Annotated in this window: 11 protein-coding genes, 1 tRNA gene and 1 other RNA gene; 7 read left to right on the top strand and 6 right to left on the bottom strand. The window is 70.7% G+C overall.

Going from position 1 to position 16,652, the window contains the following annotated elements; all coding sequences use genetic code 11:
- Window positions 1-7 precede the first annotated feature (7 nt).
- A complete protein-coding gene (gene glnA / locus ACQ143_RS01930) occupies window positions 8-1,432 on the top strand; it encodes a type I glutamate--ammonia ligase (RefSeq protein WP_449569035.1) in 1,425 nt (474 codons plus the stop codon).
- A 50-nt stretch (window positions 1,433-1,482) separates the two neighbouring features.
- On the opposite strand, the gene ACQ143_RS01935 is transcribed toward glnA (ACQ143_RS01930), so the two are convergent.
- Genes ACQ143_RS01935 through ACQ143_RS01945 form a run of 3 tightly spaced genes read right to left on the bottom strand, consistent with a single transcriptional unit; the run spans window position 1,483 to window position 6,113 of the window.
- A complete protein-coding gene (locus ACQ143_RS01935; protein ID WP_449569036.1) occupies window positions 1,483-4,473 on the bottom strand; it encodes a bifunctional [glutamine synthetase] adenylyltransferase/[glutamine synthetase]-adenylyl-L-tyrosine phosphorylase in 2,991 nt (996 codons plus the stop codon).
- 6 nt (window positions 4,474-4,479) lie between these two features.
- The gene (gene glnA / locus ACQ143_RS01940; RefSeq protein WP_449569037.1) at window positions 4,480-5,817 is read right to left on the bottom strand and encodes a type I glutamate--ammonia ligase; all 1,338 of its coding nucleotides are present in this window, start codon (window positions 5,815-5,817) and stop codon (window positions 4,480-4,482) included.
- 41 nt (window positions 5,818-5,858) lie between these two features.
- Window positions 5,859-6,113 carry an SPOR domain-containing protein gene (locus ACQ143_RS01945; RefSeq protein ID WP_449569038.1) on the bottom strand — a complete coding sequence of 85 codons (255 nt, stop codon included), beginning with the start codon at window positions 6,111-6,113 and terminating at the stop codon, window positions 5,859-5,861.
- Window positions 6,114-6,190: 77 nt separating this feature from the next.
- Here ACQ143_RS01945 and ppgK point away from each other — a divergent pair, with 77 nt between their 5' ends.
- Window positions 6,191-6,952 carry a polyphosphate--glucose phosphotransferase gene (ppgK, locus tag ACQ143_RS01950; protein WP_449569039.1) on the top strand — a complete coding sequence of 254 codons (762 nt, stop codon included), beginning with the start codon at window positions 6,191-6,193 and terminating at the stop codon, window positions 6,950-6,952.
- Window positions 6,953-6,962: 10 nt separating this feature from the next.
- On the opposite strand, the gene rnpB is transcribed toward ppgK, so the two are convergent.
- An RNA gene (gene rnpB, locus ACQ143_RS01955) (RNase P RNA component class A) lies at window positions 6,963-7,319 on the bottom strand.
- Window positions 7,320-7,495: 176 nt separating this feature from the next.
- On the opposite strand from rnpB, the gene ACQ143_RS01960 reads away from it, so the two are divergent.
- Both ACQ143_RS01960 and ACQ143_RS01965 read left to right on the top strand, forming a co-directional pair.
- On the top strand, window positions 7,496-8,164 hold the full coding sequence (locus ACQ143_RS01960) for an LPXTG cell wall anchor domain-containing protein (protein ID WP_449569040.1): 669 nt from the start codon (window positions 7,496-7,498) through the stop codon (window positions 8,162-8,164).
- 6 nt (window positions 8,165-8,170) lie between these two features.
- The gene (locus ACQ143_RS01965; RefSeq protein WP_449569041.1) at window positions 8,171-9,910 is read left to right on the top strand and encodes a DUF4012 domain-containing protein; all 1,740 of its coding nucleotides are present in this window, start codon (window positions 8,171-8,173) and stop codon (window positions 9,908-9,910) included.
- Between the two features lies 1 nt (window position 9,911).
- On the opposite strand, the gene ACQ143_RS01970 is transcribed toward ACQ143_RS01965, so the two are convergent.
- Together ACQ143_RS01970 and ACQ143_RS01975 are read right to left on the bottom strand one after the other, a co-directional pair.
- On the bottom strand, window positions 9,912-11,612 hold the full coding sequence (locus ACQ143_RS01970; protein ID WP_449569042.1) for a bifunctional 3'-5' exonuclease/DNA polymerase: 1,701 nt from the start codon (window positions 11,610-11,612) through the stop codon (window positions 9,912-9,914).
- Window positions 11,613-11,651: 39 nt separating this feature from the next.
- On the bottom strand, window positions 11,652-12,383 hold the full coding sequence (locus tag ACQ143_RS01975) for a zinc ribbon domain-containing protein (RefSeq protein ID WP_449569043.1): 732 nt from the start codon (window positions 12,381-12,383) through the stop codon (window positions 11,652-11,654).
- A 43-nt stretch (window positions 12,384-12,426) separates the two neighbouring features.
- Between ACQ143_RS01975 and ACQ143_RS01980 the strand changes: the two genes are divergently transcribed.
- From ACQ143_RS01980 to ACQ143_RS01990, 3 genes are all read left to right on the top strand, one after another.
- Window positions 12,427-12,499: transfer RNA gene (locus ACQ143_RS01980), tRNA-Val, on the top strand.
- A gap of 155 nt (window positions 12,500-12,654) precedes the next feature.
- Entirely contained in the window at window positions 12,655-15,384 is a 2,730-nt protein-coding gene (gene aceE, locus ACQ143_RS01985) for a pyruvate dehydrogenase (acetyl-transferring), homodimeric type (protein WP_449569044.1), read from the top strand.
- 5 nt (window positions 15,385-15,389) lie between these two features.
- Entirely contained in the window at window positions 15,390-16,595 is a 1,206-nt protein-coding gene (locus tag ACQ143_RS01990) for a PucR family transcriptional regulator (protein WP_449569045.1), read from the top strand.
- Window positions 16,596-16,652 lie beyond the last annotated feature (57 nt).

Consider the following 16,652-nt stretch of genomic DNA (forward strand, 5'->3'; position numbering starts at 1 on the left):
AGACTCCATGTTCAAAGACTCATCCGAGGTGCTGAAATTCATCCAGGACGAGGACGTCAAGTTCCTCGACATCCGGTTCACGGATCTTCCGGGTGTGCAGCAGCACTTCAACATTCCGGCTTCGACCGTCGATGAGGAGTTCTTCACCGTCGGCCAGCTCTTCGACGGCTCGTCGATCCGCGGCTTCGCGAACATCCACGAGTCCGACATGCAGCTGATCCCGGATGTCACCACCGCCTACATCGACCCGTTCCGCGAGGCGAAGACGCTCATCATGCTCTTCGACATCTACAACCCGCGCAACGGCGAGATCTACGCGAAGGACCCGCGTCAGGTCGCCAAGAAGGCCGAGAAGTACCTGGCATCCACCGGCATCGCCGACACCGCGTACTTCGCCCCGGAGGCGGAGTTCTACATCTTCGACGACGTCCGGTACGAGGTCACCTCGAACTCGAGCTTCTACAAGGTCGACTCCGAAGAGGGCGCCTGGAACACCGGCCGCGAAGAAGAAGGCGGCAACCTGGCGAACAAGACCCCCTACAAGGGCGGCTACTTCCCGGTGGCGCCGGTCGACAAGACCGCGGATCTGCGCGACGACATCTCGCTGCGCCTGATCGAGTCGGGCCTGCAGCTGGAGCGCTCGCACCACGAGGTGGGCACCGCCGGCCAGCAGGAGATCAACTACCGCTTCGACACGATGGTGCACGCGGCCGACGACATCCTGAAGTTCAAGTACATCGTCAAGAACACCGCGAATGAGTGGGGCAAGGTCGCCACCTTCATGCCCAAGCCGCTGTTCGGCGACAACGGGTCGGGCATGCACACCCACCAGTCGCTCTGGCTGAACGGCGAGCCGCTGTTCTACGACGAGAAGGGCTACGCAGGTCTGTCCGACACCGCGCGCTGGTACATCGGCGGTCTGCTCGCCCACGCACCCGCGGTGCTCGCGTTCACGAACCCGACCCTGAACAGCTATCACCGCCTGGTGAAGGGCTACGAGGCTCCGGTGAACCTCGTGTACTCGGCGGGCAACCGCTCGGCGGCCATCCGCATCCCGATCACCGGTTCCAACCCGAAGGCCAAGCGCATCGAGTTCCGCGCGCCGGACGCGTCGGGCAACCCGTACCTCGCCTTCGCCGCCCAGCTGATGGCGGGTCTGGACGGCATCAAGAATCGCATCGAGCCGCACGAGCCGGTCGACAAGGACCTCTACGAGCTGCCGCCCGAGGAGGCCAAGGGCATCCCGCAGGTGCCCAACTCGCTGCTCGACTCGCTCGAGGCGCTGCGCAACGACCACGAGTTCCTGCTCGCCGGCGGCGTGTTCACCCCCGAGCTGATCGAGACCTGGATCGAATACAAGATCGAGAACGAGATCATCCCGCTCGCGGCGCGTCCGCACCCGTTCGAGTACGAGCTGTACTTCGGAGTCTGATCCGGCGCCGACCCACGGCCCCGTCGCCTCGTGCGGCGGGGCCGTCCGCGTCAGCCGTAGAACAGCTGCTCGAACACGCGGCGCGCACGGCGGGCGGTACGCAGCCAGTCCTCCTCCACGCGCGTGGCGGAGCGCGCGGGGTACTCCAGCAGGCGGCCGATGCCGTCGAGCTTGGCCCGGTCGGTGGGAAGGACGTCGCTGGTCTGCCCCGACAGGAGGGTGTTCGCCGATCGCAGGCGGGATGCCAGCCGCCACGCCGCGGTGAGCTGTGCGGCCGCGGCGTCCGGCACCAGCCCGGCCTCGCGCGCGGCTTCGAGTGCGCCCAGCGTCGAGGTCGTGCGCAATCCGGGCACGGTGTGCGCGTGCTGCAGCTGGAGGAGCTGGACCAGCCATTCGACGTCGCTGAGCCCACCGGGGCCGAGCTTCAGGTGCCGGCTCGGATCCGCGCCCTGCGGGAGCCGCTCGTTCTCCACACGTGCTTTGATGCGCTTGATCTCCCGGAGATCCTGCAGCTTCACGTCTGCCGGATAGCGCAGCCCGTCCGCGAGCGAGGTGAACCGTTGGATGAGGGAGACACTGCCGGCCACGCCACGGGCCCGCAGCAGCGCCTGCGCCTCCCACGAGAGCGACCAGCGCCGGTAATACGCCTCATACGACTCGAGCGACCGGACCAGCGGCCCGTTGCGCCCCTCCGGTCGCAGATCCGCGTCGAGGTCGAACGGCACCCGGTGGTCTTCGGAGTGGCGGCGCAGACCCGCCACCAGCTGCAGCGACAGCTCCTGCGCACGCTGCGGGTCGACGCCGTTCGGCTCATACACGTACATCACATCGGCATCCGACCCGAACCCCAGCTCCGCACCGCCGAAGCGGCCCATGGCGATGACGCTGAAATCGAGGTCGGCGGCGTCCTCGGGGATCACCTCACGCCGCACGGCGCGCAGCGTGGCCTGGATGGTCACCTGACTGATGTCGGTCAGGCTCGGGCCGAGCTCGTCGATGGTGACCGGGCCCGACACGCACCCCAGGGCCAGGCGCAGCAGCTCGCGGCGCCGCAGGGCCCGCACCGCCCGCATCGCCGACTCGACCGAGGAGTGCCGTGTCTGGATGGCCCGCGCCTCCTCATCGAGCGCCGCCGCCGACCGGGGCCGCAGCGCGTCGGGCGAGTCCAGCCAGGCGACGGATTCGGGGATCCACTCCATGAGCTCGCCGATGTACCGCGACCCCGACAGCACCCGCGTCAGCCGTTCCGCCGCGCCCGCGGAGTCACGCAGCACCCGCAGGAACCAGGGCGTGTCCCCCAGCCGCTCACTGATGCGCCGGAACGCGAGCAGCCCCTCGTCGGGATCGGTGCCGTCGGCGAACCAGCGGATCATGACCGGCATCAGGTGCCGCTGGATGGTGACCTTGCGGCTGATGCCGGTGGTCAGCGCGCCGATGTGGCGCAGGGCGCCCGCCGGGTTGCGGAATCCGATGGCTGCGAGGCGGTCGTGCGCGTGCTCCGGCGCGAGGCTCCGCTCCTCGCTGGGCAGGGCCGCCACCGCCGACAGCAGCGGACGGTAGAAAAGCCGCACGTGGATGTCGCGCACTTCGCGCTTGACCGACTCCCAGAGCTTCCACACGTCGTCGCCGGTCTCGGCCAGCCCCGAGGCGCGGGCGAGGATCCGGCGGCCGTCGGCGTCGGCCGGCATGAGATGCGTGCGGCGCAGGCCGCGCAGCTGCAGCCGGTGCTCCAGAACGCGCAGCACCCGGTAGTCCTGCGCGAACGTGGCGGCATCGGCGCGGCCGATGTAGCCGGCGGCGACGAGCTCCTCCAGGGCTTCGAGGGTGCCGGGGCGGCGCACCGCGTCGTCCGACAGCCCGTGCACGAGCTGCAGCAGCTGCACCGTGAACTCGATGTCGCGGATGCCGCCGGGACCGAGCTTGAGCTGGAACTCGACCTCATCGGCAGGGATGTTGTCAGTGACGCGCTCGCGCATGCGCTGCACGCTGTCGACGAAGTTCTCCCGCGCCGCGCTGGTCCACACCTTCGGCTGCACGGCCTGAAGGTAGGCGGCCCCCAGCTGCAGGTCACCGGCGAGCGGCCGGGCCTTCAGCAGCGCCTGGAACTCCCAGCTCTGCGCCCAGCGGTCGTAGTACGAGATGTGCGACTCGAGGGTGCGCACCAGGGCGCCCTGCTTGCCCTCGGGGCGGAGATTGGCATCCACCTCCCACAGCGGCGGCTCGACCTCCATGCCGCTGATGCCGTGCATGGTCTGCACCGCGAGGCGCGTCGCGATGTCGATGACACGGCTCTCGCCGATGGATGCCAGGGCGTCCTCGTCGGCGCCCCCGACGAAGATGACGTCGACGTCGCTGACGTAGTTGAGCTCGCGGGCACCGGCCTTGCCCATCCCGATGATCGCGAGGCGCGTCGCAGCGACCTGGTCGTGCGGGAACAGCCCCGCGCCCTGCGAGATGCGGGTGCGCGCGACCGCGAGCGAGGCCTCCAGCGCCGCGCCGGCGGCATCCGCGAGGGCGGCGGCCACGTCGGCCAGCACCTCGGGGGCGCTTCCGGCGGCGAGATCGAACACGGCGATGCGCGACAGCATCCGCCGATAGCAGACCCGCAGCGCGACCCACGCGGATTCGTCACCGGTGGCGGCGAACCCGTCGGCGTCGGCGCCGACCGATGCCCACAGTGCGTCATCCAGCTCGGCGGCGGTGGGCAGGCTGGTGTGGTCGCGGTGCAGGTCGGCCAGTTCGCCGGGATGCCGCAGGTAGAAGTCCGCGAAGCCTTCGGAGGCGCCCAGCAGCAGCCACAGCGGCGCCGCCGAGGTGCGCAGGGCCGCCGTCACGGCATCCGCGTTCCGGCGGGCGATGCGCACCAGCGCGGCGACCGCGCCGTCGGGGTCGGCCGCTCCCCCGGCCTCGGCGACGATGTCCTCGCGCGGCAGGCCGACCAGCTGGGCGAGCTCGGTCAGGCAGACGTCGGCGGCGGTGAGATCACTGAACCCGGCGCGCGCCAGTGCGGTGAGCGCCGTGGACCGCACCCGTGAAGCCATGGCGGGTCAGAGCATCTCCAGGTTGCTCTTGAGCTCGTACGGCGTCACCTGCGCGCGGTACTCGTCCCACTCGCGGCGCTTGTTCAGCAGCACGTAGTTGAACACCTGCTCGCCGAGGGTCTCGGCGACGAGCTCGGACTGCTCCATGTAGCTCAGCGCCTGGTCGAGGCTCGTCGGCAGCGCCTGGTAGCCGAGCGCGCGGCGCTCGCCCTCGGTGAGCGACCACACGTTGTCCTCCGCCTCCGGCGGCAGCTCGTAGCCCTCTTCGATGCCCTTGAGACCGGCGGCCAGCAGCAGCGCGTACGCCAGGTAGGGGTTGGCGGCCGAGTCCAGCGCCCGGTACTCGACGCGCGAGGACTGACTCTTGTGAGGCTTGTACATCGGCACCCGCACGAGCGCCGAGCGGTTGCTGTGGCCCCAGGTGATGTAGCTGGGAGCCTCGTCGCCGCCCCACAGTCGCTTGTACGAGTTCACGAACTGGTTCGTGATCGCCGCGATCTCGCCCGCGTGCCGCAGCAGACCGGCGATGAACTGCCGGCCGGTGCGGGAGAGCTGATACTGCGCACCCGCCTCGTAGAAGGCGTTCACATCGCCCTCGAACAGCGACATGTGCGTGTGCATGCCGCTGCCGGGCTGCCCGGCCAGAGGCTTGGGCATGAACGTCGCGTACACGCCCTCTTCGATCGCGACCTCCTTGACGACCGTGCGGAACGTCTGGATGTTGTCGGCGGTGGTCAGCGCATCGGCATACCGCAAGTCGATCTCGTTCTGGCCCGGACCGCCCTCATGGTGGCTGTACTCCACCGAGATCCCGAGGTCCTCGAGCATGCGCACCGACCGGCGCCGGAAATCGTGGGCCGTGCCGCCGGGCACATTGTCGAAATAGCCCGCCGAGTCGACCGGCACCGGACCCTCGGGACCGAAGGTCTTCGACTTGAGCAGGTAGAACTCGATCTCCGGGTGCGTGTAGAACGTGAACCCGGCGTCGGCCGCCTTCTCGAGCGCGCGCTTGAGCACGTGCCGCGGGTCGGCCACGGCCGGCTGCCCGTCGGGGGTGGTCAGGTCGCAGAACATCCGCGCGGTCGGGTCGACGTCGCCGCGCCAGGGCAGCGTCTGGAACGTCGTCGGGTCGGGGCGGGCCAGCAGGTCCGACTCGTACGTACGGGTGAAGCCCTCGATCGCCGAACCGTCGAAGCCGATGCCCTCGGTGAACGCGCCCTCCACCTCGGCCGGCGCGATGGCGACCGACTTGAGCGTGCCGATGACGTCGGTGAACCACAGGCGCACGAACTTGACCCCGCGCTCCTCGATCGTGCGCAGTACGAAGTCACGCTGCTTGTCCATCGGATCCTTCCGGGCCGGTCGTGGGCGGATGCGTGATCAGACTATCGGCCCGAGCCGCCATCCGAATCTGCCGCGTCGTCGGAGCTCGTCGGCGGGGCGGGCGGCGTCCCCCACGCGTCGTCGGCCGCCTCCTCCTCCGCCCATGCGCGCGACCGCTCGCGCAGCAGCTCGGGCGCCCGGGCGGCCTCCTCGGCGGTGTCGAACGGCCCGGCACGATCGATCGTCGGGGACTCGAAACCCTTCTCGACGGCGCCGGTGGCGAAGTTGTACCAGTACTTCTCGGATGCGGTGGTCATGACGCCCTCCTCCGGCCCGCGCGGGCCACGGTCCGATCCTAACGAGCAGGGCCGGGGCGCTGGGTAGTGTGGGGAGCATGGCGAAAGCACGAGGCCGCGCTGTCGGAGTGGATATCGGCGGGACGGGCATCAAGGGAGCACTCGTCGACCTCGACGACGGGAAGCTGCTCAGCGACCGCGTCAAGGTCGCCACGCCGCGCGGCGCCGAGCCCGATGACGTGCTGACAGCCGTGCGCACCGTGCTCGACACCCTCGGCGTCGCCGACGCCGATGTGCCGTTGGGCGTGGCGTTCCCCGCCATCGTGAAGCACGGCCGCACGATGTCGGCCGCGAACGTGGCCGACACCTGGATCGGGTTCGAAGCCGAGAAGTTCTTCGAGGACGGACTCGGGCGCGAGATCCACTTCGCGAACGACGCCGACGTGGCCGGCATCGCCGAAGCTCGGTACGGTGCCGCCCGCGACGTGTCCGGACTGGTCCTGTTGACGACTCTGGGCACCGGCATCGGCACCGCGCTGCTGTTCGACGGACGCCTGATCCCCAATTCCGAGCTCGGTCACCTGCAGCGCGCCGGGCACAAGCGCGACGCCGAGGCGTGGGCGGCCTACTCGGCGATGGAGCGCGACGACCTCAGCTTCGAGTCGTGGGCACGGCGCCTGCAGTGGTACTACACGCATCTGGAATTCCTGCTCAGCCCCGACCTGTTCATCGTGGGCGGAGGCGTGTCCAAGCACGCCGACAAGTTCCTGCCGCTGCTCGAACTGCGCACGCCCATCGTGCCGGCCGTCCACCGCAACAACGCGGGCATCATCGGCGCGGCGGCACTGTCCGCCGACTGATCCGGCGGGGCGAATGGGCCGGCCTGTACGCCGGGTTCTGTTCCGGGGCCGAAGCCCCATCGACGGTCATCTCTCTCGGCGACACGTTGCCGTGCCGCTCCAGCGGCCTACCCGGGGACTCGGCGGGCCGCGTCGTCATCCCCTGTCTGGCCTTGCTCCGGGCGAGGTTTGCCGTGCGGGACGTGTCACCACGTCCCCGGTGGTCTCTTACACCGCCCTTTCACCCTTACCGGCTCGCGCCGGCGGTCTGCTCTCTGTGGCACTGTCTCGCGGATCGCTCCGGGTGGGTGTTACCCACCGCCCTGCCCTGCGGAGCCCGGACGTTCCTCGGTGCGGTCTCCCGCCACGCGACCGTCCGGCCGACCCATTCGCGTCGCCGAGTCTAGCGGGGCGGGCTGGGCGTTCCCCGACCCGCGGGCGCGGGTGATTGTGGCGGTCGCCCCGATCCGCTAGCGTCAGGGGCAGGGGAAACGAGCATTTGGGGTGCTCGTACATGAAGGGTGTCGCTCAGCGGCGTCCGCTATCGACCTTTGGGGAGGTCTGATGGACAAGCGATCGATGGCTGCGGCTGTGGCCGTGGCCGCACTACTGCTCGTGGGCGCGCCTGCCGGGGCGTCCGCCGCCGGTGGCGCACCGGCTGTGACTGCGGCCGCCGACGGCGTGGACTACGTGCCCGACAAGCCGGAAGAGCCGAGCCTGGCCGGCTCCTGGGCCGAAGCGCAGTGCCTGCAGTCGGCGCCCTGGATCAGTTTCAGCGTCACGCTGACCGATCCGGACGGCCAGTCCACCGGTGACACCGCGGCGCTGGTCATCAGCGACGGCACGCACCGGGTGTCCCTGCAGCTGGGCACCCTCACGTCCGGCCGCCTGAGCGGGTCGGTGCTGTGGCCCGGGGCGTCCGTCGACGCATCGGGCACGGGCGACGGCTGGCCCGGATGGGTGTACGAGCAGGACGAGTGGCTCGAGACGTCCGGCAACTTCGCGTGGACGCGCGGGGACATCAGCGCCTGGATCCGGGTGAACCCGGAGCTCGCGGTGCCGCTGTCGTATCCGGACGAGTCCGCTGAATGCGCCGGCCCCGCCGGTGTCGCAGCGTCGTTGGCCGCGACCGGTGGCACGACCTCGATCGTCGCGCCGCTGGCGGGCATCGCCGCCGCAGCGGTCCTCGGCGGCGTCGTCCTGCTCGTCGCACGCCGCAGACGTCACAGCTGACGCGTCGTGGCCCGCTCCATCCGGATCGCGCCCGTCGTCGTCACCTCGGCTCTGCTGCTGTGCGCGGTGATCGCCGCGTTCGGCTGGCTGGCGCTGCGGGTGACGGCGGCGGCGACGCACCTCACGGCGCTCGCGCAGAGCGGCCGTGACCTGGTGGCGGCTGCCGACGGTTCCGACATGGCGGCGGTCGCCGTCGCGGCGCGCGCCGTCGGCGATCATGCCCGCGCCGCCGCGGCCGCGACCGAGGACCCGCTCTGGGCGGTCGCCGAGGCGATGCCGCTGCTCGGGGACGACTTCGGTGCCGTGCGCACGCTCTCGGCCCATACCGCCGAGCTGGCCGATGCGGTGCTCGACCCGCTTCTGGCGGCGGCCGGCAGCCCCACCTCCGCCGCCGCGCCGGACGCGGAGACGCTGTCGCGGATCGGACGGGATCTGAACGACGCGGGTGTCGCCGTGACCACTGCGCGGGACGCGGTCGCCGAGTTGCACACCGCCGGACTGCTGCCGCCGATCCGGGCGGCGGCCGAGCAGCTCCGGGACGCCCTCACCGTCGGCCTGCCCACCGTCGACGCCCTCGCCGCCGTGGCCTTGCTGGGCGGCGCGCTCGCCTCCGACGAGGAGGCGACCGTGCTCGTCATGCTGCAGAACCCGGCCGAGGTGCGCACCGGCGGCGGGATCACCGGATCCTTCGTGCTGCTGCGCGCGCAGGAAGGCCGGTTCGCCCTGGTCGATCAGGCCGACTCCACGCAGTTCCCCGAGCGGGCCACCTCGATCCTTCCGGTGGGAGACGCGCGCACAGCGCTCTACGGCGACGTCGTCGGCCGCTTCGTGCAGAACGCCTCGATGCCGACCACCTTCTCCGAATCCGCCGCGCTGGCGCGTGCGTGGTGGACGGGCCATGGCGGGGCGGAGCCCGACGCGGTGGTCTCGCTCGACCCGCTGGCGCTGCGCGGGCTCCTCGCGAGCACGGGGCCGGTCGACCTGCCCGACGGTTCGGTGCTCACGGCGGACAATCTCGTCGACCGGATCCTGCTCGAACCGTACCTGCGATACGACAGCACCGGGCAGACCGCCTACCTGCAGGCGGTGACCACGGCGCTGTTCGAACGCGTCACCGAGCTCCAGACCGACGCGTTCACCTGGGCGCGGGCCCTGGCCGAGCCGATCGGCGCCGGGCGCCTCGCCCTGTGGAGCGCCGATCCGGCCGTGCAGGCTGCGATCGACGGCAGCATCCTCGACGGGGTGTCAGGGCGTGTCGCCGCCGCCGGCGACGATGCGTTCGCGGTGCTGTTCAACGACGCCACGGGCGGGAAGATGGACACCTTCCTGCACGTGGACATGGAGCTGATCGCCGACCGGTGTCGCAGTGACGGGCGTGCGGAGGTCCTGGTGCGCCTGACCATGAGCAGCAGCGCGCCCGACGCCGCATCCCTGCCGCCGTCGATGACCGGCCACGGGCTGTTCGGCACCGGCATCGGCGACATCGGCACGAGCGTGTCGGTCGCGGCGCCGCCGGGCACCTTCTTCGGGGGCGTCACGAAGGACGGTGAGCGCGAGATCTCGGTCGACGTCGTGGATGCCGGTCGGCCGACCAGCCTGGTGCGCATCAACCTCTCGCCCGCCGAGGTCAACGTGGTCGAGTTCCGGTTCATCGCCGCCGAACCGAGGCCACTGGATCTGGGTCTGGTGCACACCCCGCTGATCAATCCGTCGACGGTGACGGTGGCGCCGGCGGTGTGCGGCTGAGTCACGTCTTGCCGGCGTCGGCGGTCACCCGCAGATCCAGCGGCACGTCGATCGGGAACCGGCCGAACAGCAGCGTCGTGGCGTGTGCGGCCGCGGCCCGGACCGCTGCGGTGGCCGCGTCGGCATGCTCGGCCGGCGCATGCACGATGATCTCGTCGTGCAGGAAGAAGGCCAGGTGCGCGCGTCGGGAGAAGACCGGGCCGGACGCGGTCGCCGGGGTGGCGGCATCCGCGACCGGCAGGGCTGCGAGCCGCTGACGCAGGTCGGCGAGCCAGGCGAGCGCCCATTCGGCGGCGGTCCCCTGCACGACGAAGTTGCGGGTGAACCGCCCGCGGTCCCGCGCCGCGCGCCGGGCCCGCTCGCCGGCGGCGGCGTCGCCGTCGGCCGCCGCGGACTGCACGGTCCGCCACAGCGTCGGCGGTGCCGGACTGGTGCGGCCGAGCCACGTGCTGACGACACCCCCGGCCTCGCCCGTACGGGCGGCGTTGTCGACGAGCCCCATGGCGCGGGGGTAGGCCCGGCGCAGCGCCGGCACGAGGCGACCGCTGTCGCCGGTGGTCGCGCCGTACATGGCGCCGAGCATCGCGATCTTGGCGTCCTGCCGGGTCTCGACGACGCCCCTGTCGACGATCCCGGCATACAGGTCACGGCCGCGGGAGGCGTCGGCCAGCGCCGTGTCCGCCGACATCGCCGCCAGCATGCGCGGCTCGAGCTGGGCGACATCGGCGACGACCAGCACCCAGCCGGGATCCGCACGCACGGCCGGGCGCAGCTGTCGGGGCAGCTGCAGCGCTCCCCCGCCCGATGACGCCCAGCGGCCGGTGACGACGCCGCCCGGCACATAGACCGGCCGGAAGCGGCCGTCGGCGACCCACTCGCGCAGCCAGGCCCAGCCGTTGGCGGTGTGCAGCCGCATGAGCTTCTTGTAGGCCAGCAGCGGCGCGATGACGGGGTGATCGTGCTCGGCGAGTTCCCACCGCGCGGTCGACGTCGCCGGCACACCGGCCCGGTGCAGGGCACGCAGAAGCTTCGGCTGCGAGTCGAGGCTCGCCGCGGGGTCGCCCAACGCCGTGCGCACCTCGGCCGCCAGTCGTTCGATCTCGGCCGGCAGGCCGGACGGTCCCGGACGGCCGAAGGCGTCGGCGAGGATGCCGTCGTGCACGCCGATATCCCAGGGAACCCCCGCGGAATGCAGTTCGGCGGCGATGAGCGCCCCGGCCGATTCGGCCGCCAGCAGCAGTCGCAACCGCCCCGGATCGCGGGCGCCGGCCAGGGCGGTGTGCTGCCGGACGAACTCGGCCAGCACGTCTGCGATCGCGTCGGGAGGGGCGACGCCCGGCGCCGCATTCAGCTCGAACAGCGCCGGGGCCGCTGGAGTCCCCGGCTCCCCCGCGGCGACATCCCACTCGGCGTGACCCCGCAGCGGATCGGCATCGGTCACCAGCACGCTGTCGCGCAGGATGGCGTGGCACAGCCGCAGATCATGGGCCCGGGACACCCGCACGCCCGCGCGCAGCATGTCGGGATACCACCGGCCCACGTCGCTGAAGACCCAGCGACGGACGTCGCCGGCGGCGGCGATCAGGGCGGGCAGTCTCTCCGGCGCGATGGACTGTCGGCCGGTCTCGACGGCGTCGGCCGCCAGGTCGACGACCACCACGCGGTCCTCGTCGTGGCCGACGACGCTCCAGACCGTCGGCACGGCGCCGGGCGCGTTCACCGCCGTGGCGCGGCGCGCATCTCAGAGACCGGACTCGTCGGTGCGCACCAGGATGCAGCCGCACTCGGGGCAGTGGGCGACCTCATCGTCGGGGACCTGGCGCAGCGCGTTCAGATCCGTGCCCGACAGCACCATGTGGCAGCCCTCGCAGGTGCGCCGGCGCAGCAGGCCGGCGCCGACGCCCCGTGCGGCCAGTGTCTCGTACCGCGCGACGAGGTCGGCCGGGAGCGCGTCGGCCACCGCCGCACGGTCGCGCGACGCCTGCTCGAACCGGGTCGTCGCCTCGGCGACGGCGGCTTTGCCTTCGGCGCTGAGCCGCGCGCCCTCCTCGTTCGTCGTGGCGATCAGTGCTTCCTGGGCGGCGACCTCCGCCTCGGCCGCTTCGAGCTTCTCCATGAGCATGAGCTCGGAGTCCTCCAAGTCGCGCTTCCGCTTGGTGAGGGAGGCGATCTCGTGCTCGAGGCCCTGTGCGTCCTTGGCGTTGGTGGAGGTGGCGAGCCGCTCGGCGTCGCGGGCGCTGCGTGCCTCCACGACCGCGACGTCGGACTCGAGACGCTTGAGTTCGGCCGCGAGGTCATCGCGGACCCCCAGCAGCCGGGTGAGCTCGACCGAGTACTCCTGACGCTGGGCGAGCAGCTCCTTCACCCGGGCGGCCGCGGCAGGATTGCGGCGGGCGTCGTCGGCCTGCGCGAGCGCGACGTCGAGGGCGGCGAGGTCGAGAAGACGACGTTGGTCGGCGGGGCTGGCTTTCACCCTTCCAACCTACCCCGCCCACGCCCGTAGACTGGGGCGGTCAGGGCCTTTAGCTCAGCTGGTAGAGCGCCACGTTTACACCGTGGATGTCGTCGGTTCGATCCCGGCAGGGCCCACACCGGACCCGCGGCGATTCGCACGGTCGCAGGGTCGTCCCGGCGGGGCCGAGTGTGACTAGGCTGAGTGATGGTGCGTTGTCCGTGCTACACAAAGCCGCGCTCGCCTGAACCCCGATTCCTGGCACGACCTGCCAGACGACGAAAGGCCTCCCGTGACTGTCAACGAACAGGATCCGTATTCGCAGGGCCCGCTGGACAGCGATCCCGAAGAGACCGCGGAGTGGCGGGAGTCGCTCCAGCAGCTGGTCGATGCCAAGGGCGCAGGCCGCGGCCGCGAGATCATGCTCAGCCTGCTGAACACCTCGCGTGAGCTGCACCTCAACGTCCCCCAGGTGCCGACCACCGACTACATCAACACGATCGCGACGGAGAACGAGCCCGCCTTCCCCGGTGACGAGGAGCTCGAGCGCCGCTACCGCCGCTGGATCCGCTGGAACGCCGCGCTCACAGTGCACCGTGCGCAGCGGCCCGAGATCAGCGTCGGCGGCCACATCTCCACCTACGCGTCCTCCGCCTCGTTGTACGAGGTCGGCTTCAACCACTTCTTCCGGGGGCTGGACCACCCCGGCGGCGGCGACCAGGTGTTCATCCAGGGGCACGCCTCCCCCGGCATCTACGCCCGCTCGTTCCTCGAGGGTCGTCTCTCGGCCGACCAGCTCGACGGGTTCCGCCAGGAGAAGTCCGCCGCCCCGCTGGGCCTCCCCTCCTACCCGCACCCGCGGCTCATGCCGGAGTACTGGCAGTTCCCGACGGTGTCGATGGGCCTGGGGCCGATCAACGCCATCTACCAGGCGATGACCAACAAGTACCTCACCAACCGCGGCATCAAGGACCTCTCCGACTCGCGGGTGTGGGCGTTCCTCGGTGACGGCGAGATGGACGAGATCGAGAGCCGTGGTCAACTCCAGGTTGCCGCCAATGAGGGCCTGGACAACCTCACGTTCGTCATCAACTGCAACCTGCAGCGGCTGGACGGTCCCGTCCGCGGCAACGGCAAGATCATCCAGGAACTGGAGAGCTTCTTCCGCGGAGCCGGCTGGAACGTCATCAAGGTCGTCTGGGGCCGCGGTTGGGACGAACTGCTCGACCAGGACCGCGACGGCGCGCTCGTGCGCCTCATGAACACCACGCCCGACGGTGACTTCCAGACCTACCGCGCCGAGGACGGCAAGTTCATCCGCGACCACTTCTTCGGCCGTGACGAGCGCACCGCCGCCATGGTCAAGGACTGGAGCGACGACGACATCTGGGGCAAGCTGCGCCGCGGCGGCCTCGACTACCACAAGGTGTATGCCGCCTATCGGTCGGCCGTCGAGCACAAGGGTCAGCCCACCGTCATCCTGGCCAAGACCATCAAGGGCTACGGCCTCGGGCACCACTTCGAGGGGCGCAACGCGACCCACCAGATGAAGAAGATGACGCTCGAGGACCTCAAGCAGTTCCGTGACTCGATGCGCATCCCGATCACCGACGCGCAGCTCGAGGAGAACCCGTACCTCCCGCCGTACTACCACCCCGGCATGGAGGACGAGACGATCCAGTACATGATCGAGCGCCGGCGCGCACTGGGCGGATTCCTGCCCGAGCGGCGCAGCCACCACGTGCCGATCGAACTGCCCGACGACAAGACCTACGAGCTGCCCAAGAAGGGCTCCGGGTCGCAGGAGATCGCCTCCACGATGGCCTTCGTCCGGCTGCTCAAGGACCTCCTGCGCGCCAAGGGGTTCGGTCACCGCATCGTCCCGATCATCCCCGACGAGGCCCGCACGTTCGGCATCGACGCGTTCTTCCCGTCGGCGAAGATCTACAACCCGAACGGGCAGAACTACACCTCGGTCGACCGCGACCTGCTGCTGGCCTACAAGGAGAGCCCGCAGGGTCAGATCATGCACGTCGGCATCAACGAGGCCGGCGCCGCCGCCGCGTTCACCGCGACCGGGACGTCGTACTCGACGCACGGCGAGCCGCTGATCCCTGTGTACATCTTCTACTCGATGTTCGGCTACCAGCGCACCGGCGACGCGCTGTGGGCTGCCGGCGACCAGATGGCGCGCGGCTTCATCATGGGCGCGACCGCCGGCCGCACCACCCTCACCGGTGAAGGGCTGCAGCACGCCGACGGCCACTCGCCCCTGCTGGCGTCCACCAATCCGGCGACCGTGTCGTACGACCCGGCCTACGGCTACGAGATCGCGCACATCGTGCGCGCAGGCCTGGACCGGATGTACGGCGGCAACCACCCCGACCCGAACGTCATGTACTACCTGACGCTGTACAACGAGCCGATGGTGCAGCCGGCCGAGCCGGCCGACGTCGACGTCGAGGGCATCGTCCGCGGCATCCACCGTGTCTCGGTCGGCTCCGGCGACGGTCCCCGGGTGCAGCTGCTCGCATCCGGTGTGGGCGTGCCGTGGGCGCTGGAGGCGCAGCAGCTGCTGAAGGACGACTGGGGCGTGGTCGCCGACGTGTGGTCGGTCACGAGCTGGGGTGAGCTGCGCCGCGACGGCCTCGCCGCCGACGAGCACAACTTCCTCCACCCGGAGAGCGAACCGCGGACCGCTTACGTGACGCAGAAGCTCGCCGACACCGAGGGCCCGGTCATCGCGGTGAGCGACTACATGCACGCCGTCCAGGATCAGATCCGTCCGTGGGTGCCGCGCAGCTACGCGACCTTGGGTGCCGACGGCTTCGGCTTCTCCGACACCCGCGCCGCCGCACGCCGGTTCTTCAAGATCGACGGGCCGTCGATGGCCGTGCGGGCGCTGCAGTCGCTGGCCGAGGAGGGCGTCGTCGACCGGGCACTGTCCGCGCAGGCGATCGAGAAGTACCGACTGCACGACGTGACGGCCGGCACGAGCGGCAACGCCGGCGGCGAAAGCTGACGCGTATGCCCGCCCGTCCACCGCAGGAGAAGGCGGAGACCCTCGCCTGGCTGCGGCGGATCTCCGGTGACCTCGCAACGGCGACCATCCAGCGACTCGAGGATTCGCTGCCGTGGTACGCGGAGATGCCGCCGGCGCGCCGCTCCGCGGTGGGCCTGGTCGCACAGGCGGGCATCACGTCCTTCATCCAGTGGTACGACGACCCCAACTCGACACCCTGGATCGCGGCCGACATCTTCGCGGCGGCTCCTCGTGAGCTGCTGCGCAGTGTCAGCCTGACCCAGACCCTCCAGCTGGTGCGGGTAACCGTCGAGGTGACCGAGGAACGCATCGCCGGGCGGGGTGAAGACCTCCGCGAGAGCATCCTGCTGTACTCGCGGGAGGTCGCCTTCGCCGCCGCCGACGTGTATGCGCGCGCGGCGGAGGCCCGCGGCCTGTGGGATGCGCGGCTGGAAGCGCTCGTGGTGGACTCGATCCTCACCGGCGAAGCCGACGAGGAACTGCCGAGCCGGATCGCGGCCCTGGGCTGGCACGGACACGGCGAGGTCGCGGTGCTCGTGGGCACCGCACCGGCACAGTTCGACGTCGACCACCTGCGGCGCATGGCCCGCAAGCTCGGCGTCGATGTGCTGATCGGCGTGCAGGGATCCCGGCTGGTCCTGGTCATCGGCCGTGCCGAGCCGGCAAAGGTCGACGCGGCCGAAGAGCTGCCGTTCGTCGAGATCGCCCGTCGCCTCGAACCGGGGTTCGGGGCCGGGCACCTGGTGCTGGGGCCGACGGTGCCGGCCCTCGTGGATGCCGGGCAGAGCGCGCGTGCGGCACTGGCCGGGTTCGCGGTCGCCGCGGCCTGGCGCAACGCCCCGCGGCCGGTCGAGGCCGACGACCTGCTCCCCGAGCGGGCGCTGGCCGGCGACGCGCTGGCCAAGGCGACCCTCGTCGAGCGCATCTACCGTCCGCTGCACGCGCACTCCACCGACCTGGTGGCGACGCTGTGGAGCTACCTCGACAACGGGCGCTCCCTGGAGGCGACCGCGCGCGAGCTGTTCGTGCATCCGAACACCGTTCGCTACCGACTCAAACGCGTGTCCGACGTCATCGGCTGGGATGCCACCGGACCCCGGGAGGCGCTGATCCTGCAGACCGCCCTCATCCTCGGTTCGATCGGCACCGACCTCACCCGTCGGCGCAGCGCCGGCGCCCGGCGACCGTGACCCGAATGTACGGCACGCACAAAGCCTGCGCGGTTTCTTGTGACATGATCGCCAGAT

The sequence above is a fragment of the Microbacterium pollutisoli genome, from assembly GCF_053586795.1.